Annotated in this window: 21 protein-coding genes; 13 read left to right on the forward strand and 8 right to left on the reverse strand. The window is 73.6% G+C overall.

Features of this window, described 5'->3' with window-relative positions; translation table 11 throughout:
* Positions 1-2 precede the first annotated feature (2 nt).
* Both leuE and V6V16_RS21150 read right to left on the reverse strand, forming a co-directional pair.
* Positions 3-671 (reverse strand): leucine efflux protein LeuE, encoded by a 669-nt coding sequence (gene leuE, locus V6V16_RS21145; RefSeq protein ID WP_334564610.1) that lies wholly within the window; start codon positions 669-671, stop codon positions 3-5.
* Positions 668-1,912: a bifunctional pyridoxamine 5'-phosphate oxidase family protein/GNAT family N-acetyltransferase gene (locus V6V16_RS21150; RefSeq protein ID WP_334564612.1), complete on the reverse strand. Its 1,245-nt coding sequence runs from the start codon at positions 1,910-1,912 to the stop codon at positions 668-670. Before V6V16_RS21150 ends, leuE begins: the two co-directional genes overlap by 4 nt.
* A gap of 34 nt (positions 1,913-1,946) precedes the next feature.
* On the opposite strand from V6V16_RS21150, the gene V6V16_RS21155 reads away from it, so the two are divergent.
* The 10 genes from V6V16_RS21155 to rny all read left to right on the forward strand — a co-directional run bounded on the left by V6V16_RS21155 (position 1,947) and on the right by rny (position 12,618).
* A complete protein-coding gene (locus V6V16_RS21155) occupies positions 1,947-3,287 on the forward strand; it encodes an aminotransferase class I/II-fold pyridoxal phosphate-dependent enzyme (protein WP_334564614.1) in 1,341 nt (446 codons plus the stop codon).
* A gap of 76 nt (positions 3,288-3,363) precedes the next feature.
* Positions 3,364-4,101: a UdgX family uracil-DNA binding protein gene (locus V6V16_RS21160; protein WP_334564616.1), complete on the forward strand. Its 738-nt coding sequence runs from the start codon at positions 3,364-3,366 to the stop codon at positions 4,099-4,101.
* Positions 4,102-4,158: 57 nt separating this feature from the next.
* Positions 4,159-4,671, forward strand: coding sequence for a hypothetical protein (locus V6V16_RS21165; protein WP_334564618.1), 513 nt, complete (start codon positions 4,159-4,161; stop codon positions 4,669-4,671).
* A gap of 20 nt (positions 4,672-4,691) precedes the next feature.
* The gene (locus V6V16_RS21170) at positions 4,692-5,834 is read left to right on the forward strand and encodes an acyl-CoA dehydrogenase family protein (RefSeq protein WP_334564619.1); all 1,143 of its coding nucleotides are present in this window, start codon (positions 4,692-4,694) and stop codon (positions 5,832-5,834) included.
* Positions 5,835-5,910: 76 nt separating this feature from the next.
* The gene (locus tag V6V16_RS21175; protein ID WP_334564621.1) at positions 5,911-7,230 is read left to right on the forward strand and encodes an MFS transporter; all 1,320 of its coding nucleotides are present in this window, start codon (positions 5,911-5,913) and stop codon (positions 7,228-7,230) included.
* Between the two features lie 4 nt (positions 7,231-7,234).
* Entirely contained in the window at positions 7,235-7,435 is a 201-nt protein-coding gene (locus V6V16_RS21180) for a DUF3046 domain-containing protein (protein WP_139583060.1), read from the forward strand.
* A 184-nt stretch (positions 7,436-7,619) separates the two neighbouring features.
* Positions 7,620-8,666, forward strand: a complete 1,047-nt coding sequence (gene recA, locus V6V16_RS21185) for a recombinase RecA (protein ID WP_334564623.1) — start codon at positions 7,620-7,622, stop codon at positions 8,664-8,666.
* A gap of 14 nt (positions 8,667-8,680) precedes the next feature.
* On the forward strand, positions 8,681-9,385 hold the full coding sequence (locus V6V16_RS21190; RefSeq protein ID WP_334564624.1) for a regulatory protein RecX: 705 nt from the start codon (positions 8,681-8,683) through the stop codon (positions 9,383-9,385).
* A 10-nt stretch (positions 9,386-9,395) separates the two neighbouring features.
* Positions 9,396-10,109 carry a 3-keto-5-aminohexanoate cleavage protein gene (locus V6V16_RS21195; RefSeq protein WP_334564625.1) on the forward strand — a complete coding sequence of 238 codons (714 nt, stop codon included), beginning with the start codon at positions 9,396-9,398 and terminating at the stop codon, positions 10,107-10,109.
* Positions 10,110-10,851: 742 nt separating this feature from the next.
* Complete coding sequence (gene rny / locus V6V16_RS21200) at positions 10,852-12,618, forward strand: ribonuclease Y (RefSeq protein ID WP_334564626.1); 1,767 nt, start codon at positions 10,852-10,854, stop codon at positions 12,616-12,618.
* 96 nt (positions 12,619-12,714) lie between these two features.
* Here rny and V6V16_RS21205 read toward each other — a convergent pair whose 3' ends face one another.
* The 4 genes from V6V16_RS21205 to V6V16_RS21220 are packed head-to-tail and all read right to left on the reverse strand — an operon-like array spanning position 12,715 to position 16,117.
* Complete coding sequence (locus tag V6V16_RS21205; protein ID WP_334564628.1) at positions 12,715-13,680, reverse strand: amino acid ABC transporter permease; 966 nt, start codon at positions 13,678-13,680, stop codon at positions 12,715-12,717.
* On the reverse strand, positions 13,677-14,384 hold the full coding sequence (locus V6V16_RS21210; protein WP_334564630.1) for an amino acid ABC transporter permease: 708 nt from the start codon (positions 14,382-14,384) through the stop codon (positions 13,677-13,679). Before V6V16_RS21210 ends, V6V16_RS21205 begins: the two co-directional genes overlap by 4 nt.
* 41 nt (positions 14,385-14,425) lie before the next feature.
* A complete protein-coding gene (locus tag V6V16_RS21215; RefSeq protein WP_334564632.1) occupies positions 14,426-15,304 on the reverse strand; it encodes a glutamate ABC transporter substrate-binding protein in 879 nt (292 codons plus the stop codon).
* Between the two features lie 57 nt (positions 15,305-15,361).
* Entirely contained in the window at positions 15,362-16,117 is a 756-nt protein-coding gene (locus tag V6V16_RS21220) for an amino acid ABC transporter ATP-binding protein (protein WP_334564634.1), read from the reverse strand.
* Positions 16,118-16,307: 190 nt separating this feature from the next.
* Between V6V16_RS21220 and selD the strand changes: the two genes are divergently transcribed.
* Positions 16,308-17,297 (forward strand): selenide, water dikinase SelD, encoded by a 990-nt coding sequence (gene selD / locus V6V16_RS21225; RefSeq protein WP_334564636.1) that lies wholly within the window; start codon positions 16,308-16,310, stop codon positions 17,295-17,297.
* Positions 17,298-17,545: 248 nt separating this feature from the next.
* On the forward strand, positions 17,546-18,025 hold the full coding sequence (locus tag V6V16_RS21230; RefSeq protein WP_334564638.1) for a hypothetical protein: 480 nt from the start codon (positions 17,546-17,548) through the stop codon (positions 18,023-18,025).
* 60 nt (positions 18,026-18,085) lie between these two features.
* Here V6V16_RS21230 and V6V16_RS21235 read toward each other — a convergent pair whose 3' ends face one another.
* Positions 18,086-18,319 carry a DUF2277 family protein gene (locus V6V16_RS21235; RefSeq protein WP_334564640.1) on the reverse strand — a complete coding sequence of 78 codons (234 nt, stop codon included), beginning with the start codon at positions 18,317-18,319 and terminating at the stop codon, positions 18,086-18,088.
* 51 nt (positions 18,320-18,370) lie between these two features.
* On the opposite strand from V6V16_RS21235, the gene miaB reads away from it, so the two are divergent.
* Complete coding sequence (gene miaB, locus V6V16_RS21240) at positions 18,371-19,870, forward strand: tRNA (N6-isopentenyl adenosine(37)-C2)-methylthiotransferase MiaB (protein WP_334564641.1); 1,500 nt, start codon at positions 18,371-18,373, stop codon at positions 19,868-19,870.
* A gap of 54 nt (positions 19,871-19,924) precedes the next feature.
* Here miaB and V6V16_RS21245 read toward each other — a convergent pair whose 3' ends face one another.
* On the reverse strand, positions 19,925-20,857 hold the full coding sequence (locus V6V16_RS21245) for a pectate lyase family protein (RefSeq protein ID WP_442934122.1): 933 nt from the start codon (positions 20,855-20,857) through the stop codon (positions 19,925-19,927).
* Positions 20,858-21,007 lie beyond the last annotated feature (150 nt).

Genomic DNA, 21,007 nt, shown 5'->3' on the forward strand with positions numbered 1-21,007 from the left:
CGTCAGACCGTGGCGGTGGCGAGCTTGACGCTGAAGCCGAGGAAGAGGGCGGCCACGCCGGTGGTGGCGCCGGCTGCCAGCCGGCGGCGCCGGCGGAACTGGGCCGCCAGGAACGTGCCCGTGAAGATCAGCGCCGTCAGGTAGAGCACGCTGGTGACCTGGGCGATCAGCCCCAGCAGCAGGAACGACAGCGCCGGCCAGGCGTAGCCCGGGTCGACGAACTGGATGAAGAAGGAGACGAAGAAGAGGATCGCCTTAGGGTTGAGCAGGCTGATCACCAGCGCCTTGCGGAACGGGCTGCGCATCGCCGCCGGCTCCGCGGCGTCGATGAGCCGCGGCGCCGCCGGGTCGGTGCGCGCCCGCCAGCGTCGCCACGCGCCGCGCAGCATCGTCAACCCCACATAGCCGAGGTACGCGGCGCCGGCGTACTTGACCACCAGGAAGATCGGCGGGTACGCCTTGACCAGCGAGGCCACGCCGGCGGCGGAGAGGAACATCAGCACCCCGTCGCCGACGAAGACCCCGCTGGCGGCCCGGTAGCCGGCCGGCACGCCCCGCTGCGCGGCGGTGGAGAGCACGAAGAGGGAGTTCGGCCCGGGCAGCAGAACGATCGCCACGGTGCCCAGCACGTACGTCCAGATGTCGGTGATACCCAGCACGCCCGCCATCATCGGGCCACCGGTGCGGCCCGGCGAAGCCTTTTTCGCAGGGCGGCCTGTGCGTTCGGCCACTCGTCGACGGTCATCGAGTACTGCACGGTGTCCCGCCAGGAGCCGTCCGGGCGGAGGCGGTGCATCCGCAGTACCCCCTCGCGGGACGCGCCGAGGCGCTCGATCGCCCGCTGCGAGCGTTCGTTGCGGATGTCGGTGTGCCAGACCACCCGCACCGCGCCCAGCTCCTCGAAGGCGTGGGCGAGCAGCAGCAGCTTCGCCTCGGTGTTGATCCCGGTACGCCACCACGGCCGGCCCAGGAAGGTGTAGCCGATCGCCACCGCCCGGCGCTCCGGGTCCACCTCGTAGAAGGAGGTGGTGCCGACCACCGCGCCCGTCACCGCGCAGCGCTGCACCCAGGGCACCCGCTCGCCCCGCCGGTGCGCGGCCAGCGCGGCGGCGACCAGCTCGGCGGTGCCGGCGGGGTCGGTCGGCAGAGGGCTGCCCAGGTGCCGCCAGACCTCCGGGTCGGCGGTCGCGGCGTGCAGCTCCTCGGCGTGGGCGGGGTCGAGTGGTTCCAGCAGCACGTGCTCGCCGCGCAGCACCACCGGGTCGAGCCACGCCGGGGTGGCCGGGCGCAGGTACGCCGGCACCGACGCGGTCACCCCGGCGTCGGGCTCGGCCGGCCCGGCGGTCAGCCGCAGCGGCACCACCCCGGCCCAGTGCGGCAGGTCCAGATCGTTGGGGTCGTCGCGGACGCCCCCGGCCCGGGCGCGCACCGAGACCTCGCGCAGCGGCAGGGCCAGCACGGCGGTCTCGGCCAGCTCCCGCCGCGACGGCGGGCGGCTGTCGGCGCTGCGCCCGGCGGCGGCCTTCTCAACCAGCGCGGTCAGCACCCGCAGCTTCTCCCGCTCGTCGGTGACGAGCCGCGCGGTGCCGTGTGCGACCACGGAGCGGTAGTTCGCGCTGTGGTGGAACTGCGAGCGGCCGTAGACGATGCCGTCGAGCAGGGTGACCGCGACGCAGACCGGCAACCCGTCACCCCGGGCGGCGAGCAGCGGCCGGCTGCCGGTGGAGCCGTGCAGGTAGAGGGTGTCCTCGACGCGGACGTGCAGGGTGGGCAGCACGCGGGGCTCGCCGTCGACGGTGAACCCGAGCGCGCAGTCGTACGCCTCGTCGAGGACGGCGTGCGCGGCGGCCTCGTCGTAGCTCATCCGTTCCCGGGTGCGGGTGGCGGTGGTCCGCTCGGTGGGTGCGTACATTGTCAGACCTTTGTTCTAGTACAATCCCTGATTTGTGTCAGCACGCTATCAGGCCGCCGGTACGACGGCCGCCGAGATTTCGGCCAGCATCGAATCGGGCATCCGCTCCGCCGCCCTCGCCCCCGGCGACGCGCTGCCGCCGGTGCGGGAGCTCGCCGCCCGGCTCACGGTGAGCCCGGCGACCGTCGCGCGGGCCTACCAGGAGCTGCGCCAGCGGGGCCTGGTGGTCACCGCCGGCCGGCACGGCACCCGGGTCCGTCCCCGTCCGCCGGTGGCGGCCCGCCGCTCCGCGTTGCGCCCGCCGGCCACCTCGGGCCTGCGCGACCTCTCCCGGGGCGAGCCCGACGTGCGGCTGCTGCCGCCGCTCGGGGAGCACCTGGCCGGCCTCGCCGCCGCCGCGGGCGAGTCGGCCGGCTACCCCGCGGCCGGGGTGCTGCCCGAGCTGGCCGAGGCGGCCCGCGAGCGGCTGGCCGCCGACGGCGTGCCGGCGGCGGAGCTGACCGTCACCGGCGGCGCGCTGGACGGCATCGAGCGGCTGCTCGGCGCGCACCTGCGCCCCGGCGACGCGGTCGCGGTCGAGGACCCCGGCTGGGCGAACCTGCTCGACCTGGTCGCCGCGCTCGGGCTGCGGCCGATCGGCGTGCCCGTCGACGACGACGGCCCGCTCACCGCCGGGGTCGGGGCCGCGCTCGCCGCCGGCGCGCGGGCGCTTATCGTGACCAGCCGGGCCCAGAACCCCACCGGGGCGGCGGTCTCCGCCGAGCGGGCCCGGGAACTGCGCGCCCTGCTCGCCGGCCGGTCCGACCTGCTGCTGATCGAGGACGACCACGCCGCCGAGCTGGCCCGCGTACCGCTGCACCCGCTCGTCGGGGCGACCCCGTCGTGGGCCTTCGTCCGCTCGGTGAGCAAGCCGTTCGGTCCGGACCTGCGGCTGGCCGTGCTGGTGGGGGACGAGACCACCGTGGCCCGGGTGGCCGGCCGGGCCCGGGTCGGCGCCGGCTGGGTCTCCACGGTGCTGCAACGGCTGGTCCTGGCGCTCTGGCGCGACCCCGCCGTCGCCGGGCTGGTGGACCGGGCCGCCGGCAGCTACGAGCGGCGGCGCGGCGGCCTGATCGACGCGCTCGCCGGCCACGGCCTCGTCGCCCACGGCCGCAGCGGGATCAACGTCTGGCTGCCGGTCGAGGACGAGACCAGCGCGTTGACCGCGCTGCGCGACGCCGGGTGGGCGGTGGCGCCCGGCGCGCTGCACCGCATCGCCGGCCCGCCGGCGCTGCGGATCACCGTCAGCGCGCTGGACGAGGCGGAGATCCCGGCCCTGGCGGCGGCGGTGGCCCGCGCGGTGCGCCCCGTCCCGCCGGGGGGCTTCACCGCCTGAGCCACGGCCCCGCACCGGCGCCCGGTCCCGACCGGCCCGGTGCCCCGCGTGGCCGCGCCCCGGCGGGTCCCCGCGCGTGTCCCACACCGCGCGGGGTAGAACAGTCGCCATGGCCGAGCAGACCGAGACCGCGCCGGGCGCCCAGCGGTTCATCCCGCCCAGCGCCGACACCCTCGACGACCTGCGCGCCGCCGCCGCCGGCTGCCGGGGCTGCGAGCTCTACCGGGACGCCTCGCAGACGGTCTTCGGCCGCGGCGACGCCCGCGCCCGGGCGGTCCTCGTCGGCGAGCAGCCCGGCGACCTGGAGGACCAGAAGGGCCTGCCGTTCGTCGGCCCGGCCGGCCGGCTGCTGCGCAGGGCGGTCGACGACGCGGGCCTCGACCCCGGCCACATCTACCTCACCAACGCGGTGAAGCACTTCCGCTTCGAGCAACGCGGCAGGCGGCGCATCCACCAGACCCCGGACCGGGTGCACGTCACGGCCTGCCGGCCCTGGCTGGTGGCCGAGTTCGCCCGGCTGCGCCCCGAGGTCGTGGTGGTGCTCGGTGCCACCGCCGCCAAGGCCCTGCTCGGCCCGGCGTTCCGGGTCACCCGCCAGCGCGGCGAGCTGCTGCCCTGGCCGGAGTCGGCCCAGCACCCGGAGGACTTCCGACGGGTTCCGGTGGACGCGGGCGGCGCCGTCGCCGACGCCCCGCCGGCCCGGCTGCTGGCCACCATCCACCCGTCCGCCGTGCTGCGCGCGGACGACCAGGACAAGGCGTACGAGGGGCTGGTCGCCGACCTCACCGTGGCCGCCCGCGCCCTCGCCGGCTGAGCTGCGCCCCGGGCCGCGGGGGAGTGCCACGGGGGTCGACCGGGTACCGCCGGAGGCATGTCCCCCCGCCTTCGTACGCCACTGGTCCGGCTGGGCGCGCCCGGCCCGTACGTCCTGGTCGCCGCGCTCGCCACCGCCGCCTGGTCCGTGGCCCGGCTGCTCGCCGGTTCGGGCGGTTCCCCGGCCGAGGCCCTGCTCGGTGCGGGGGTGGGCGGCGTGCCCTGGGGGCTGGTCCCGTTGGCCCTCGGCTGGGTCCTGCGGGCCGACCGCGACCCGGCGTGGGAGGCGGCCCGCCGGGCCCTGCGTCGGGGCGTGGCGCCCGACGACGAGCGGGCCCGGGCGGCCGCCGCCGACCAGCTGCCCACGACCCGGCAGGGAGCGGTGGTCGGGCTGGCGGGCGGTGTCCTGCTCTTCGGCGGCATGGCCGTGCTCGCGCTGGCGCTCGACCGGCCGCTGACCGCCGGCCTGCACGGGCTGGTCCTGGTCGCCGTGCTCGCCGCCGCCGCCCTGACCCTGGGCAGGGCGCGCAGGCTGGAACGGGCGCTGGACGGCCCTGGGCAGGGCGGTTGAGCGGTGCCACACTGGCCGCCATGGAGCAGCATCTCTACGAGCGCGACCACGAGGAGTTCCGCGAGCTGTGCCGCGCGTTCCTGACCCGGGAGGCGGTGCCGCACCACGAGCGCTGGGAGGCCGACGGGATCGTCGACCGCGAGGTGTGGCGCCGGGCCGGGGCCGCCGGCCTGCTGGGCATGGACGTCGACGCGGAGTACGGCGGCGGCGGGCAGCGGGACTTCCGGTTCAACGCCGTGCTGGACGAGGAGATCGTCGCCGCCGGATGCACCGGGCTCGGCTTCGGCCTGCACAACGACGTGGTGGCGCCGTACCTGACCGGGCTGACCACGGACGAGCAGCGCAAGCGCTGGCTGCCCGGGTTCTGCTCCGGCGACCTGGTCACCGCGATCGCGATGAGCGAGCCGGGCGCCGGCTCCGACCTGGCCGGGATCCGCACCAGCGCGGTCCGTGACGGCGACAGCTGGGTGATCGACGGCCAGAAGACCTTCATCACCAACGGGGAGATGGCCGACCTGGTGGTCGTGGTCGTGCGCACCGCGCCGGACCAGGGCGCGCACGGGGTGAGCCTGATCGCGGTGGAGGCCGGCACCCCCGGCTTCTCCCGGGGCCGTCGGCTGGCCAAGGTCGGGCTGAAGGCCAACGACACCGCCGAGCTGTTCTTCGACGGGTGCCGGGTGCCGGCGGAGAACCTGATCGGCACGGAGAACCACGGCTTCTACCACCTGATGGCCAACCTTCCCCGGGAACGGCTCAGCATCGCGGTCGTCGCGGTGGCCGCCGCCGAGCGGCTGCTCGCCGTCACCCTCGACTACGCCCGGTCCCGGCAGGCGTTCGGCCGGCCGATCGGCGCGTTCCAGCACAACCGCTTCCTGCTGGCCGAGCTGGACACCGAGGTGACCATCGCCCGCACCTTCGTCAACCACTGCGTCGCGGAGCACGGCGCCGGGCGGCTCTCGGTCACCGACGCGGCGAAGGCGAAGTGGTGGACCACCGAGTTGCAGAACCGGGTCGCCGACCGCTGCGTGCAGCTGCACGGCGGCTACGGCTACATGCTGGAGTACCCGGTGGCGAAGGCCTGGCTCGACGGCCGGGTGCAGACGATCTACGGCGGCACCACCGAGATCATGAAGGAGATCATCGGCCGCGGCCTGGGTCTGTAGCCGAACCGGCTGCCGGGCGGTGGGTCGACTGCGCAAGGATGGAACCGCACGCCGCCCCTTACCCGAAGGAACCACCATGGCCACCGGCCTCGCCGCGCCGCCCGCCGCGCCCGACGTCGCGTCCATCCAGCGGCGTACCCTGCGGCTGCTCTTCGCCACCCAGATCGTCGGCGGCATCGGGGTGACGATCGGCGTCGCCGTCGGGGCGCTGCTCGCCTCGGACGTCGCCGGCACCGCCGTCGCGGGCCTGGTGAGCAGCGCCGCGGTGGTGGGTGGGGCGCTGCTCGCCGTGCCGGTCACCCGGATCATGAACGCCCGCGGCCGGCGGCCCGGCCTCGTCGTGGCCTACCTGACGGGCGCGGCCGGCGGCGCGCTGGTGGTCCTGGCCGCGACCGTCCGCTCGGTTCCGCTGCTCTTCCTCGGCATGCTCCTCTTCGGCGGGGGCAGCGCGGCCAACCTCCAGGCCCGCTACGCCGCGGTGGATCTCGCCGCCCCGGCGCGCCGGGGCCGCCAGCTCTCGCTGATCGTCTGGGCCACCACCATCGGCGCGGTCGCCGCCCCGAACTTCGCCTCGCTGGCCGACCGCACCACCAGCGGCTGGGGGCTGCCGGCGCTGGCCGGCCCCTTCGCGTTCAGCGCCGTCGCGCTGGTGCTGGCCGCCGGGGCGATCCTGGCGTTGCTGCGGCCCGACCCGCTGCTCACGGCCCGCCGGCTGGTGCCGGCCGCCGCCACGGCCGGCATCCCGGCGACGCCGACCGCCGCGCCGGCACCGCCCGCCGCGCGCGGTGCGGGCATGCGGGCGGCCTGGTCGGCGGTACGCGCCCGGCCGGCCGCCCGGCTGGGCATCGTCGCGGTGGCGGTCGGGCACCTGGTCATGGTCGCGGTGATGGTGATGACCCCGGTGCGCCTGCACGAGTGGCACGCCGACGCCGACGTGCTGCGGGTGGTGGGCCTCGTGCTGAGCCTGCACATCGCCGGCATGTACGCCCTCGCGCCGGTGGCGGGCTGGCTCACCGACCGGCTCGGCCGCCGGGCGGTGATCCTCGGCGGGGTAGGGCTGCTGCTCGCGGCGTGCGCGGTCGCCGGCACCGCCGGGCACCACACGGCCCGGCTCTCGGTCGGGTTGTTCCTGCTCGGCCTGGGCTGGTCGGGGACCATGGTGGCCGGCTCCACGCTGCTGTCGGAGTCGGTGCCGGTGGGGATCCGGCCGAGCGTCCAGGGGCTCTCCGACCTGACCATGGGGCTGGCCGGCGCGGCCGCCGGGGCGGTCAGCGGGTTTGTCGTGGAGGCGGCCGGCTATCCGGTGCTGACCCTCCTCGCGGCGGTCGCGGTGGCGCCCCTGGTGACGCTAGCGTTGCGGCCGGTGCCGGTGGGCGCACCGGACGAGGAGGACTGATCACGTGCGGCTGACCGACTTCTGGGCCCGGCTGGAGGAGGCGTTCGGCCCCGGCTACGCGGCGAGCATCGCCCGCGACCAGGTGCTCTCGCAGCTCGGCGGCCGGACCGTCGAGCAGGCCCTGGCCTCGGGCGAGCAGACCCACGTGGTGTGGCGCGCGGTCTGCGCCGCCTATCCCGACCGGGTGCCCGCCAGGCTACGCTGAGCAGCCGTTTCGCTACTTTCGCGTGTCGCTTGCCGACTCGTACACCTGTTCGGCTATTGTCCACGGCGGGGCGCTCGTCCACAGCTTGCGGCCGGTCGGCTGGTTTTCTGTCGGACCCAGCGCCTAGCGTGTCCGCGTGACGCGAAGCTCAGGAAAGACGCCGGCGAAGGCAGGAGTGGCAAACATGGCCGCAGGGCCCGATCGGGAGAAGGCACTCGACCTTGCTCTCGCTCAGATCGACAAGCAGTTCGGCAAGGGCTCGGTGATGCGGCTGGGGGAACGGCCGGTCATCCAGACCTCCGTGATCACGACGGGTTCCATCGCGCTCGACGTGGCGCTCGGCGTGGGAGGTCTGCCCCGCGGCCGGGTGGTCGAGATCTACGGTCCCGAGTCCAGCGGTAAGACGACGGTGGCCCTGCACGCGGTGGCCAACGCCCAGCGGGCCGGCGGCATCGCGGCCTTCGTCGACGCCGAGCACGCGCTCGACCCGGAGTACGCGAAGGCCCTGGGCGTCGACACCGACGCCCTGCTGGTCTCCCAGCCGGACACCGGCGAGCAGGCGCTGGAGATCGTGGACATGCTGGTCCGCTCCGGCGCGCTCGACATCATCGTGATCGACTCGGTGGCGGCCCTGGTGCCGCGTGCCGAGATCGAGGGCGAGATGGGCGACAGCCACGTGGGCCTCCAGGCCCGGCTGATGAGCCAGGCGCTGCGGAAGATCACCGGTGTGCTCAACAACACCGGCACCACCGCGATCTTCATCAACCAGCTCCGCGAGAAGATCGGCGTGATGTTCGGCAGCCCCGAGACCACCACGGGTGGTCGGGCGCTGAAGTTCTACGCCTCGGTCCGGCTCGACGTGCGCCGCATCGAGAGCCTCAAGGACGGCACCGACGTGGTCGGCAACCGCACCCGGGTCAAGGTCGTGAAGAACAAGGTCGCCGCGCCGTTCAAGCAGGCCGAGTTCGACATCATGTACGGCAAGGGCATCTCCCGTGAGGGCTCGCTGATCGACGTCGGCGTCGAGCAGGCGATCATCCGCAAGTCCGGCGCCTGGTACACCTACGACGGTGACCAGCTGGGTCAGGGCAAGGAGAAGGCCCGCGAGTTCCTCCGGGAGAACCCGGACGTCGCGGCCGAGATCGAGAAGAAGATCCTGGAGAAGCTCGGCGTCGGGGTCGGCGCCGGCGACGCCGCCGGTGGTCCGGAGCTGCCGCCGGTCGACTTCTGACCGGTCGCCGACCCGTGGCAGGAAGACGCGCCCGCACGGGCCGGGGCTGGGATGCCAGCCCCGGCCGCCCGGGTGACGACAGCACGCCCGGCCCCCGGCGGGCGCGGCGCGGCCGGTCCGCCGACGCCGACCCCGAAGCACCCCCGGCCCCGCCGCGCGACGAGTCGGAGCTGGCGCGGGAGATCTGCCTGCGCCAGCTCGCCGTCCGGCCCCGCACCCGGGCCGAGCTGGCCGGGGCGCTGGCCAAGCGGGGGATCTCCGACGAGGTCTCGGCCGAGGTGCTCGACCGCTACGACGAGGTCGGCCTCATCGACGACGCCGCCTTCGCCCGGGCGTGGGTGTCCAGCCGGCACGCCGGCCGTGGCCTGGCCCGTCGGGCGCTCGCCAACGAGCTGCGGCAGCGCGGGGTGGACGGCGAGGTCGCGAGCGAGGCCCTCGGCGAGCTCGACGAGGAGACCGAGGCCGAGACCGCCCGCGCCCTCGTCGAGCGGAAGCTGCGCACCGCCCGGGGCGAGCCGGACGCGGTCTTCCGGCGCCTGGTCGGCATGCTGGCCCGCAAGGGCTACCCGCCGGGCGTGGCGATCCGGGCGGTGAAGGACGCGCTCGCCGCGCAGAGCGCCGAGGCGGCCGAGTTCGCCGAGCAGATCGACGCCGACGCGCTCGCCGACGCCGAGGGCGAGCTCGAACGGGACCGCCCTTCCCCCGGGTCGGCGGCGTAGGGAGACTTCCGTGCTGAAGGCGTGCCTCAACGGGAGCCGGGGCCGAGACGAGCACCCGGCGGTGCCGGTCACCCCGGCCGAGCTGGCCGCCGACGCGGTTCGCTGCGCCCGGCTCGGCGTCGGCGCGGTGCACGTGCACCCTCGGGACGACGCCGGGCGGGAGTCCCTGCACCCGTCGGTGGTCGCCGCCGCGCTGGAGGCGATCCGGGGCGCCCGGCCCGGCCTGCCGGTCGGGGTGAGCACCGGAGCCTGGATCGAGCCGGAGCCGGCCGCCCGGGTGGCCGCCGTCCGCGCCTGGACGACGCTGCCCGACTTCGCCTCGGTGAACGCCCACGAGCCGGGCGCGGAGGCGGTGGCGGCGGCGCTGCACGAGCGGGGCGTCCCGGTCGAGGCGGGGCTCTGGACGGTGGCCGCGGTCGAGGCGTACGCGCGGTGGCGGGTGCCGGCGGGGCGGGTCCTGATCGAGTGCATGGCCGAGGATCCGACGAGGGCGCTGGCCGATGCCGCCGCCATGCTCGCCGCGCTGCCGGCCCCGGTGACCGGAGGCCCGCCGGTGCTGCTGCACGCCGAGGGGCCGGCCACCTGGTTGGTGCTGGCCGAGGCGGTGCGCCGGGGCCTGCACAGCCGCGTCGGGCTGGAGGACACGCTGCTGCTGCCCGACGGCACGACCGCACCCGGCAACGCCGCACTGGTGACGGCGGCGCTGGCCGCGGGCGCCCGCTGACCTTACCGGGCGGGGCCGGTCCGGCTCCGCGTTCATGATCGGTCGTTGCGGGCCTGGCCCCGGACAACCGGCGCACCGGCTCGGCGACGGACGATCAGGGCGGTGGCGGTTGCGCGGCGACGCGTACGTCACAGTCGGTCCCGCGGGGGCGCACGCGCCGCCCGGCTGAGCAGGAAAGACGTGTCGGCAAGCCCGATCCGCCGCCGTTTTGTCCGCCCGTGTCCGGGCTCGTGTCAGCGTTGCGTGACGCGGCAACTTCTCTCCGTTCGGGGGGTTTGATCATGAGTTCTTGACCGGAGCCCCCCGGGAGACCTAGCCTCGCCATACAGGCTCACATTGCCCGACCAAGCGCAGGCTAAGCGCACAACATAGATCGCGTAACAGAACAGCATCACTTTGGCCGGCACCATCGGTCATCGACGGCAGCCGCGGACAGGCCGGTCCGCGGCTGGCGACAACTGCACCCGGCCGCCGGTGGTGCCCCCACGTGGGCACCGCCGACGGAGAGCTACCCCACGGCCAGTCGCTCCGGTCGGGCGTCCACAGCCGCAGGGTCCGTGTCCACCGGCACGGTCGCTGCGGGCCCGACGTTCAGGGGAGGCGGCCATGGCGAGGTGGCGCAGTTGCACCGGGGTGCCGACATGAGCGGGCCGGGCACCGGGTCGGGCGCTCCGGGCGTCGGAGCGAGCCGGCCGGGCGCCGGGCGCGGACCCGTGGTCGCCGGCCGGGACGGGGCGCGGGCATGAGCGGCTTCGACGTCCTCATCCTCGTCGTGGTGCTGGCACTGACCGTGGTCGTGCTCGGGGCGGTGCTGTTCGGCGTACGCGCGCTGCGCCGCTTCGGTGCGGCGCCGGCGCCGGAGGATCCCGCCTTCATCGCCGAGAAGGACCGGCAGGAGCAGTCCCTCGCGGCTCTGCGTACCGCCGCCGACGAGGCCAACAGCACGATCGACGTGGCGAAGTCCGCCGCCGCGGCGGCCCGCGCCGAGGCGGCGGCGGCGAAGGCCGAGGCGAAGGCGGCCCGGGCGGAGGCCCGCCGGGTGCTCGACGACGCCCGGGCGGAGGCCGACGCCGTCCTGGAACGGGCCCACAAGCAGGCCGAGGCCGACGCGGAGCAGCTGCGGGCCACCGCCCGGCGCAGCGGCGAGCGGGAGGTCGCGGTGCTCGCCGCCACCACCCGTGAGCAGGCCGCGGAGGTGGAGCGGCGGGCGGCCAGGATGGACGAGCGCGAGCGGCTGCACACCGAGGACGTGGAGCGGCTGGCCGAGCGCGAGCGGCAGCTCACCGCCACCAGCGCGGCCCTGTCGGCACGCGACGCCGCGCTCGCCCGGCGCGAGGCGGAGCTGGCCGAGTCGGAGGAGCGGCGGCGCCGGGAGCTGGAGCGGGTCGCCGGCCTCACCGCCGACGCCGCCCGGGCGGAGCTGATCGAGGCGATCGAGGTCCAGGCCAAGCGGGAGGCCGCGCTGCTGGTCCGGGAGATCGAGTCCGACGCCCGGGGCACCGCGGAGCAGCGCGCCCGGCACATCGTCGTCGACGCCATCCAGCGGGTCGCCAGCGAGCAGACCGCCGAGAGCGTGGTCAGCGTCCTGCACCTGCCGGGCGACGAGATGAAGGGGCGGATCATCGGTCGGGAGGGGCGCAACATCCGCGCCTTCGAGTCGGTCACCGGCGTCAACCTGATCATCGACGACACCCCGGAGGCGGTGCTGCTCTCCTGCTTCGACCCGGTACGCCGGGAGGTCGGCCGGCTGACCCTGGAGAAGCTGATCCTGGACGGGCGGATCCACCCGCACCGCATCGAGGAGGTCCACGACCTGGCCCGGCACGAGGTGGAGGAGCTCTGCCAGCGGGCGGCCGAGGACGCCCTGGTCCAGGTCGGCATCACCGAGATCCACCCGGAGCTGGTCACCCTGCTGGGCCGGCTGCGCTACCGGACGTCGTACGGGCAGAACGTGCTGAAGCACCTGGTGGAGACCGCGCACATCGCCGGCGTCATGGCCGCCGAGCTGCGGCTGGACGTGCCGCTCATCAAGCGCTCGGCGTTCCTGCACGACATCGGCAAGGCGCTCACCCACGAGGTGGAGGGGAGCCACGCCATCATCGGCGCCGACCTGGCCCGCAAGTACGGCGAGAGCGAGGACGTCGTGCACGCCATCGAGGCGCACCACAACGAGGTGCCGCCGCAGACCATCGAGGCCGTCCTCACCCAGGCGTCCGACGCCTGCTCCGGCGGCCGGCCGGGGGCCCGGCGGGAGAGCCTGGAGGCGTACGTCAAGCGGCTGGAGCGGATCGAGGAGATCGCGGCGGGCAAGCTGGGCGTGGAGAAGGTCTTCGCCATGCAGGCCGGCCGGGAGATCCGGGTGATGGTCAAGCCGGACGACGTGGACGACATCGGCGCCGCCGTGCTGGCCCGGGACGTGGCCAAGCAGATCGAGGAGGAGCTGACCTACCCGGGTCAGATCCGGGTGACCGTGGTCCGCGAGTCCCGGGTCACCGAGATCGCCCGCTGACGGCGTGACCGACCCCCGCCGCCGGGGCTCACGGAGGGTGGCGCGACGCGAAGGGCCGGCCCGATCATCGGGCCGGCCCTCGTCGTCGGGACGGTGTCAGGCGCCGCCGGTGCCCTCGGCCTGCGCGGTGAGCGCCGCCGGGGGCGGGTTCTGGGCCGGGGTGCCGGCGGTCTTGCGACCGCGGGAGAGCCGGCGCTGGACGTACTGGGCCAGCTTCGACAGCGAGTAGTTGACCAGGATGAACATCACCGCGATCACGACGTAGACCTGGATCGGGTTGTCCAGCACGCCGATGATCTGCTTGCCGATGTTCAGGGTCTCCTCGTAGCTGATGATGAAGCCCAGCGAGGTGTCCTTGAGTACCACCACGAGCTGGCTGATCAGCGCCGGCAGCATGATCCGGAACGCCTGCGGCAGCAGGATCATCCGGGTGGTCTGCGCCGGGGAGAGCCCGATCGCGGCCGCGGCCTCGGCCTGCCCGCCGGGCAGGCCCTCCATGCCGGAGCGGAGGATCTCGGCGATCACCACCGAGTTGTAGATGGTCAGGCCGATGACCAGGTACCAGAGCGTGTCGAACGAGACGCCGAACTCGGGGAAGCCGCGGGCCACGAAGAAGATCGTGATGACCACCGGCAGGCCCCGGAAGACCTCGACGCAGACCCGGGTGACCGCGGACAGGAACAGGCTCAGCCCGCGCAGCAGGTACGCCAGGGGCGTGGCGAGCCCGGTGAAGCGGCGCCGGGTCAGGCTCTTGAGCTGGATCCGCAGCACCCCGAGCAGGGTGCCGACCACCAGCGAGGCCACGATCGCCAGCGCGGCGGCGATCAGCGTGTTCTTGAAGCCGAGCCCGATCCGGTCCCACACCAGCGAGAAGTTCTCGTTGGAGGGGTCGATCAGCGGCCCCCAGAGCTCCATCGAGAACTGGCCCTTGTCGGCCAGCGGGCGGTAGATCAGGAAGTACGCGCCGACGAGCAGCAGCACCGTCGCGATCGCGCTGCCGATGAGAGTGACCCGGCGCTGCCGGGGACCGGGGACGTCGTAGAGGACGCTCTGCTGGCTCACCGGGCCACCGCCTGCCGCTTCTCGATCCGGTCGAGGAGTGCGCCGAGGGGGACGGTCATGATCAGGTATCCGATCGAGATGCCGATGGCGACGGGGACGAAGGCGTAGCCCTCGGCCGAAGTCAGCTGGTCGGCGGTCTGCGAGAGGTCGCCGACCACCCCGAAGAAGCCGACCAGGGCCGAGTTCTTGATCATCGCGATGATCACCGACCCGAGCGGCACGACCGAGGCCTTCCAGGACTGCGGCAGCACCACGTAGCGCAGGTTCTGGCCGAAGGTGAGCCCCAGCGAGCGGGCGGCCTCCGCCTGGCCGGCGGGCACGGCGTTCACCCCGGAACGCAGCGCCTCGCAGACGAACGCCGCCGTGTAGAGCGTCAGCGCGATCAGCGCGAAGCGGAAGTACGGCAGGTCCGTGTCGAGCCGGCTGAACACCGCGTCCAGGCCGGGGACGCGCAGGAAGTCGGCGTTGGAACCGAGCGCCGGCAGGCCGAACGCGGCGAAGAACATCACCACGGTCAGCGGCATGTTGCGGAAGACGTTGACGTAGCCGGTGCCGACCGCCCGCAGCGGCGGCACCGGGGAGATCCGCAGCACCGCCATGACGGCGCCCAGGATCAGGGCGCCGATCGCGGCGAGTACGCAGATCTGGAGGGTGAGCCAGAAACCACCCGCGAAGACGTCGAACTTGTCGATGAGCACACTCACGGGCCGGTCTTCCTCCCCACCCTCCAGATCAAGGAATCAGCTCAGTAGCGGTTGACGGTCGGCGCGGAACCCAGCTCGGCACCGAACTTGCCGGCGGTGTCGTCCCAGGCCTTCTTCCAGCTGCCGTCGGCGAACGCCTTCTCCAGCGTGTCGTTGACGAAGTTGCGGAAGTCGGTGTCCTCCTTCTTCACCCCGAGGCCGTACGGCTCCTTGGTGAAGTTCTCGCCGGCCAGCTTGAACGACGCCTCGTCCTTGGCGATGTAGCCGAGCAGGATCACGTTGTCCGTGGTGACGGCGTCGACCTGGCCGCCCTTGAGGGCGTCGCGGCACTTGTCGTAGGTGTCGAAGAGCACCAGCTGGGTGCCGACGTCCTTGACGTACTTCTTGATCTCCTCGGCCGGGGTCGAGCCGGTGACCGAGCAGACCTTCTTGGTGCCGTCCTTGAACGAGTCCGGACCGGTGATCGCGGCGTCGTCCTTCTTGACCATGATGTTCTGGCCGGCCTCGTAGTACGGGCCGGCGAACGCGATGCGCTCCTTGCGCTTGTCGTTGATCGTGTAGGTGGCGGCGACCAGGTCGACCGTCCCGTTCACGAGCACGTCCTCGCGGACCTTCGAGGGGGCCTCGACCCACTCGATCTTGTCCTCGGGGATGCCGAGCTCCTTGACGATGATCTTCGCGACCTCGACGTCGAAGCCCTCCGGCTTGCCGGAGAGGCCCTTCTGGCCGAAGCCGGGCTGGTCGAACTTCGTGCCGATCTTGATGGCCTGGGCCTTGTTGAGGCGCTCCATCGTGCTGCCGGCGGCGAAGGACTTGCTGCCGGCGCCGGTGCCCTCGTCGGCGTCGTCGCCACCACAGGCGGTCATGCCGAGCGCCAGGGTGGCGGCCGCCGCGAGCGCCGCTACGCGCGTGATACGCATGTTCTTCTCCTTCTTGGACGGAACCGCCGGGGGACGGCGCGCTCCAGGTACGGACGCCTAGTGCGTGAGGATCTTGGAGAGGAAGTCCTTGGCCCGCTCGCTGCGCGGGTTGGCGAAGAACTCGGCCGGCGGCGCGTCCTCGACGAGCTGACCGTCGGCCATGAAGATCACGCGGTTCGCCGCGTGTCGGGCGAAGCCCATCTCGTGGGTCACCACGACCATGGTCATGCCCTCGCTGGCCAGCGACGTCATCACGTCCAGCACCTCGCCGACCATCTCCGGGTCCAGCGCGCTGGTCGGCTCGTCGAAGAGCATCGCCTTGGGCTGCATGGCCAGAGCCCGGGCGATCGCCACGCGCTGCTGCTGCCCGCCCGAGAGCTGGGCCGGGAACTTGTCGGCCTGGTTGGCGATGCCCACCCGGTCCAGCAGGGCCAGGCCGCGCTCGCGCGCCGCCGCCGGCTTCTCCTTGCGGACCTTCACCGGCCCGAGGGTGACGTTCTCGAGGATCGTCTTGTGCGCGAAGAGGTTGAACGACTGGAACACCATGCCGACCTCGCTGCGCAGCTTCGCCAGCGCCTTGCCCTCGGCCGGCAGCGGCTGCCCGTCGAAGGTGATGGTGCCGGAGCTGATCGGTTCGAGGCGGTTGATCGCGCGGCACAGCGTCGACTTGCCGGAGCCCGACGGGCCGATCACCACGACCACCTCGCCGCGCCCGACCGACAGTGAGACGTCGTCCAGCACGTGCAGCGGCCCGAACCACTTGTTGACCGAGTCCAGCACGATGAGCGGTTCGCCCGTCGTCACGTCGTTCACCGTCCCTGTCGTCGCGCGGGGTCGGATGACCCCCGGTTGGGCAACTGTAGGCGGGGGGATGTGGCGGGACGCAACCCAGTTGGTCACGGAGCGATAACACCAGTTCGGATCGGGGTCAAGAGTCCGATTCTGACCGCGATCCGGGTAGGGCGCGGTGGCGCCCGCCGGGCGGTGCGGAGATCATGTGGGGATGACCGAACCGGTACGGCTGACCCGGTACGCCCGGGGTGGCGGCTGCGCGTGCAAGATTCCCCCGGGTGAGCTGGAGACCATGGTCGCCGGGCTCGGGCCGGCGACCGGCACCGCCGAGCTGCTCGTCGGGCTCGACCACGGCGACGACGCCGCGGTGGTCCGGTTCGACGAGCGTACGGGGATCGTCGCCACCGCCGACTTCTTCACCCCCGTCGTCGACGACGCGTACGACTGGGGGCGCATCGCCGCGACCAACGCGCTCTCCGACGTGTACGCCATGGGCGGCACCCCCCTCGTGGCGCTCAACCTGCTCTGCTGGCCGCGCGGCGTGCTGCCGCTGGAACTGGCCCGGGAGGTGCTGCGCGGCGGGCAGGACGTGGCCCGCGACGCCGGCTGCCACCTCGCCGGCGGGCACAGCGTTGACGACGAGGGCCCCAAGTACGGGCTGGCCGTCACCGGGGTGGTCCGGCCGGAGGAGCTGATCACCCTGGACGCCGGCCGGGCCGGTCTGCCCCTGTCGCTGACCAAGCCGCTCGGTGTCGGCGTGCTCAACACCCGGCACAAGGCCACCGGGGAGAGCTTCCCCGAAGCGGTCGCCGCGATGACCACCCTGAACCGGGACGCGGCGCGGGCGGCGGTGGCGGCCGGCGTCCGCTGCGGAACCGACGTGACGGGCTTCGGCCTGCTCGGGCACGCCTCCAAGCTGGCCCGGGCGAGCCGGCTGACGGTGGCGATCGACGCGGCCCGGGTGCCCTACCTGGCCGGCGCCCGGGAGGCGGTGCGCGACGGGCACGTCAGCGGCGGCAGCCGGCGCAACCTGGAGTGGGTCGCCCCGTGGACCGACTTCGGCGGCGTCTCCGAGGAGGAACGGCTGCTGCTGGCCGACGCGCAGACCTCGGGCGGCCTGCTGGTCGCCGGCGAGGTGCCGGGCGGCACCGTGGTCGGCGAGCTGCTGCCGGCGGGGGAGCACCGCGTGGTGCTGCGCTGAGGGTGCGGCGGACGCGGCGGCCGGCCCGGCGAAGGGTTCTTCCGCGTACGGCGTGGGGTGCCGGGGAGCGGGCCACCGTACCCGATAAACTGTCATCTTCCCGCTACTCGGAGCAATGGGGCCCGAGGAATTTTGCCCGGAATGGTCACAGACCGGTAACTTGCCCCCGGCTGATGCCATTTGCACCCCACCATCGTCTTTAAGGCCCGATCCGGAGGCCGGTGGGACGAGCACAGCGAGGAGGCGGCATGACCGAGCTGTGGAACTGGAGAATTGACCAGGTGCGGCCGGTGGAGGTCTACCCGGCACTGGCCGAGGCGCTCGGCCGGGTGGTGATGCCCCTGGCCGTGGCGGACCCCGCCCGGCTGCCGACGTACGCGGTGGTCTGCGACGTTTGGCAGGCGCCGGGGGAGTTCGCCACGATCGTGGACTGCTACGGGGTGCCCGACGGGCTCTCCGAACACGGCAGCATCGCCGCGCTGGCGCGGCTGCTGGACCGCAACTGCCTGCTGCGCGACGACACCCTCGACGCCGGGCGTCACCTGCTCGTCGCGCCCGACGGGACCATCCGGCCGGTGCACTTCGACGTGCGGGAGACCGACGACGGCGAGGTGCTCGCCGAGCAGCGGCTGTGCACCGACGCGGATCCCCGCTGCCGCGGCTGGTCGCAGTGTCACCGCTCGCGCTGGGCGCCGGACTCGGTGCTCCCCGCGCTCGCCGCCGCCTGACCGCGCCGGCCCGACCCCGGACGGGATCGGGCCGGCGGGCAGGGGGCCTGCCTGGCGGGCTCAGCCGGCCGCCGGACGGGCGGACCGGCCGCCGCGTACCTCCAGTTCGGCGAGGAGGGTCGCGGTGGCCGCGGCCACCGCGGCGACCGCCGCGTCGAAGGCCGCGGCGTTGTGCGGCGCGGGCTTGCGGAAGCCCGAGATCTTGCGGACGTACTGCAACGCCGCGGCGTCCACGTCGGCCGGGGTCACCTCGGCGGTGTACGGCTCACGAAGCGTCTTGATGCTCCGGCACATGGCTCCTCCTGGTTCGGTCCATCGGGTGGGCCCGGATACGCTGTCCGGGTCATGACTACCGCAGCGGCGAGCAGTCCGCGCACCTATCAGGTGCGCACCTACGGCTGCCAGATGAACGTGCACGACTCCGAGCGCATCTCCGGCCTGCTCGAACAGGCGGGCTACGTGCGCGTCGGCGAAGCGGTCGACGACCCGGACGTGGTGGTGTTCAACACCTGCGCCGTCCGGGAGAACGCCGACAACCGGCTCTACGGCAACCTCGGTCACCTGCGCCCCGTCAAGGCCCGGCACCCGGGGATGCAGATCGCCGTCGGCGGCTGCCTGGCCCAGAAGGACCGCGGCGAGATCGTCCGCAAGGCGCCCTGGGTGGACGTCGTGTTCGGCACGCACAACATCGGGTCGCTGCCGGTGCTGCTGGAGCGGGCCCGGCACAACGCCGCCGCCGAGGTGGAGATCCTCGAATCCCTCGACGTGTTCCCCTCGACGCTGCCCACCCGGCGGGAGTCCACGTACGCCGGCTGGGTGTCGATCTCGGTCGGCTGCAACAACACCTGCACGTTCTGCATCGTGCCCGCTCTGCGCGGCAAGGAGAAGGACCGCCGCCCCGGCGACATCCTCTCCGAGGTCCGCGCCCTGGTCGACGAGGGTGTGCTGGAGGTGACCCTGCTCGGGCAGAACGTCAACTCCTACGGCGTCGAGTTCGGCGACCGGCTCGCCTTCGGCAAGCTGCTGCGCGCCTGCGGCGACGTCGAAGGGCTGGAGCGGGTCCGCTTCACCAGCCCGCACCCGAAGGACTTCACCGACGACGTGATCGCCGCGATGGCCGAGACGCCCAACGTCTGCCACTCGCTGCACATGCCGCTCCAGTCCGGCTCCGACGACGTGCTGCGGGCCATGCGCCGCTCGTACCGGGCCGAGCGCTACCTGGGCATCATCGAGAAGGTGCGGGCGGCGATGCCGGACGCGGCCATCACCACCGACATCATCGTCGGCTTCCCCGGCGAGACCGACGCCGACTTCGAGCGCACCCTCGACGTGGTCCGCGCGGCCCGGTTCTCCTCCGCGTTCACCTTCCAGTACTCCAAGCGCCCCGGCACGCCCGCCGCGACGATGGACGGCCAGCTGCCCAAGCAGGTCGTGCAGGAACGCTACGAGCGGCTGATCGCCTGCGTGGAGGAGATCACCTGGGCGGAGAACAGGAAGCTCGTGGGGGAGACCGTCGAGGTCCTGGTCGCCGTCGGCGAGGGGCGCAAGGACGAGCGCACGGGCCGGCTCTCCGGCCGCGCCCGTGACGGCCGCCTGGTCCACTTCGACGCGGGCTCGTACGCCGGGCGGATCCGCCCCGGTGACATCGTGCACACCGTCGTCACCTACGCCGCCCCGCACCACCTGAACGCCGACGGCGAGCCGTTGTCGCACCGGCGCACCCGGGCCGGCGACGCGGCGGAGGCGGGGCGCGCCCCGCGTACGCCGGGGGTGCTGCTCGGGCTGCCCACGATCGGCGCGCCGGCCGCGTCGCCCGCGCCGACGACCGGCTGCTCCGCGCACTGACGCGCGACCGGCCGGGGCCGCCCCGCGGCGACCCCGGCCGGTGCGCTCAGGGCGTCAGACGGAGATCCGGCCGGCGCCCGCGCCGGCGGTCACGATGGACTTCACGCTGCTCGCGGGGTCCAGCGGGTACGAGTACGGGATGCTCCGGACGCTGCCGCCGGCCTGGCCGCTGCCGGAGTTGACGAAGTGGTTGTTCCGGGCCACCAGCGTGCCCGGCCCGGAGTCGCCCTCACCGAGGTGGTACGGGTCCTCGACGTTCTCGAAGTAGTTCCCCTCGACCAGGACGCCGGCGTTCTCGGTGGACGCCACGCCGTAGCCGCCGTTGCTGTCGTAGTAGTTGTTGAACACGTGCACCGGGTTGCCGAAGCGGACCCGGGGGTGGCGCTGGGTGCTCTCGTCGAACCAGTTGTGGTGGTAGGTCACCCGCAGGTGGCCGGTGTCCTGGCTGGCGTTGCTGTCGCTGTGCCCGAGCAGCATCGACTTGTCGTGGTCGTAGACCCGGTTCCACGAGACGGTGACGAAGTCCGAGCCCCGCTTGATGTCGACCGCGCCGTCGTAGCCGTTGGTGAAGCTGTTGTGGTCGATCCAGATGTTGGTCGCCGACTCCTGCACGTTGATCGCGTCGTCGTTCCAGTTCCGGAAGGTCAGGTTCCGGATGATGACGTTGCGGTCGCCGTTGATGTTGAAGCCGCAGCCGGAGATGGTCGCGCCGGGGTTGCCGAGGATGGTCTTGTTGGAGCGGACCCGCAGCATGCCGGAGCAGGAGATGGTGCCGGAGACCCGGATCACCGCCGCGCTGCTGGAGCCGACCGCGCTGGTCAGCGCGGAGGCGCTGGTGACGGTGACGGGGCTGCCGCTGCCGCCGGTGGTGCCGCCGTTCTGGGTGGCCCAGCCGACCAGCCCGGTGGGGGCGGCCGAGGCGGGTGGGGCGCCGGTGGTCAGCGCCCCCGCGACGAGCAGGGCGGCGCCGGCGGCGGCGGTGAGCAGGGTGCTGCGACGTCGGGATGTACGCACTGGGTGTTCCCTTCGGTGGTGGCGGGCTCGCGGACCGCGTACCGACCGGCGACGCCGTGCCCGGCTGGCGTCCTGGTCGGCGGGGACGGCGGTCGGCGGCCCCGCGGGTACGGACTGGCTGCG

The sequence above is a fragment of the Micromonospora sp. CPCC 205561 genome (assembly GCF_036906775.1).
Classification (GTDB): domain Bacteria; phylum Actinomycetota; class Actinomycetes; order Mycobacteriales; family Micromonosporaceae; genus Micromonospora.

Bases quoted from the DNA above. Each gene is read 5' to 3' on its own strand.
- V6V16_RS21235 (WP_334564640.1), bottom strand. From the start codon at position 18,319: ATGTGCCGGAGCATCAAGACGCTTCGTGAGCCGTACACCGCCGAGGTG.
- recA (WP_334564623.1), top strand. From the start codon at position 7,620: ATGGCCGCAGGGCCCGATCGGGAGAAGGCACTCGACCTTGCTCTCGCT.
- V6V16_RS21215 (WP_334564632.1), bottom strand. From the start codon at position 15,304: ATGCGTATCACGCGCGTAGCGGCGCTCGCGGCGGCCGCCACCCTGGCG.
- miaB (WP_334564641.1), top strand. From the start codon at position 18,371: ATGACTACCGCAGCGGCGAGCAGTCCGCGCACCTATCAGGTGCGCACC.
- selD (WP_334564636.1), top strand. From the start codon at position 16,308: ATGACCGAACCGGTACGGCTGACCCGGTACGCCCGGGGTGGCGGCTGC.
- V6V16_RS21230 (WP_334564638.1), top strand. From the start codon at position 17,546: ATGACCGAGCTGTGGAACTGGAGAATTGACCAGGTGCGGCCGGTGGAG.
- V6V16_RS21170 (WP_334564619.1), top strand. From the start codon at position 4,692: ATGGAGCAGCATCTCTACGAGCGCGACCACGAGGAGTTCCGCGAGCTG.
- V6V16_RS21165 (WP_334564618.1), top strand. From the start codon at position 4,159: ATGTCCCCCCGCCTTCGTACGCCACTGGTCCGGCTGGGCGCGCCCGGC.
- leuE (WP_334564610.1), bottom strand. From the start codon at position 671: ATGATGGCGGGCGTGCTGGGTATCACCGACATCTGGACGTACGTGCTG.
- rny (WP_334564626.1), top strand. From the start codon at position 10,852: ATGAGCGGCTTCGACGTCCTCATCCTCGTCGTGGTGCTGGCACTGACC.
- V6V16_RS21175 (WP_334564621.1), top strand. From the start codon at position 5,911: ATGGCCACCGGCCTCGCCGCGCCGCCCGCCGCGCCCGACGTCGCGTCC.
- V6V16_RS21150 (WP_334564612.1), bottom strand. From the start codon at position 1,912: ATGTACGCACCCACCGAGCGGACCACCGCCACCCGCACCCGGGAACGG.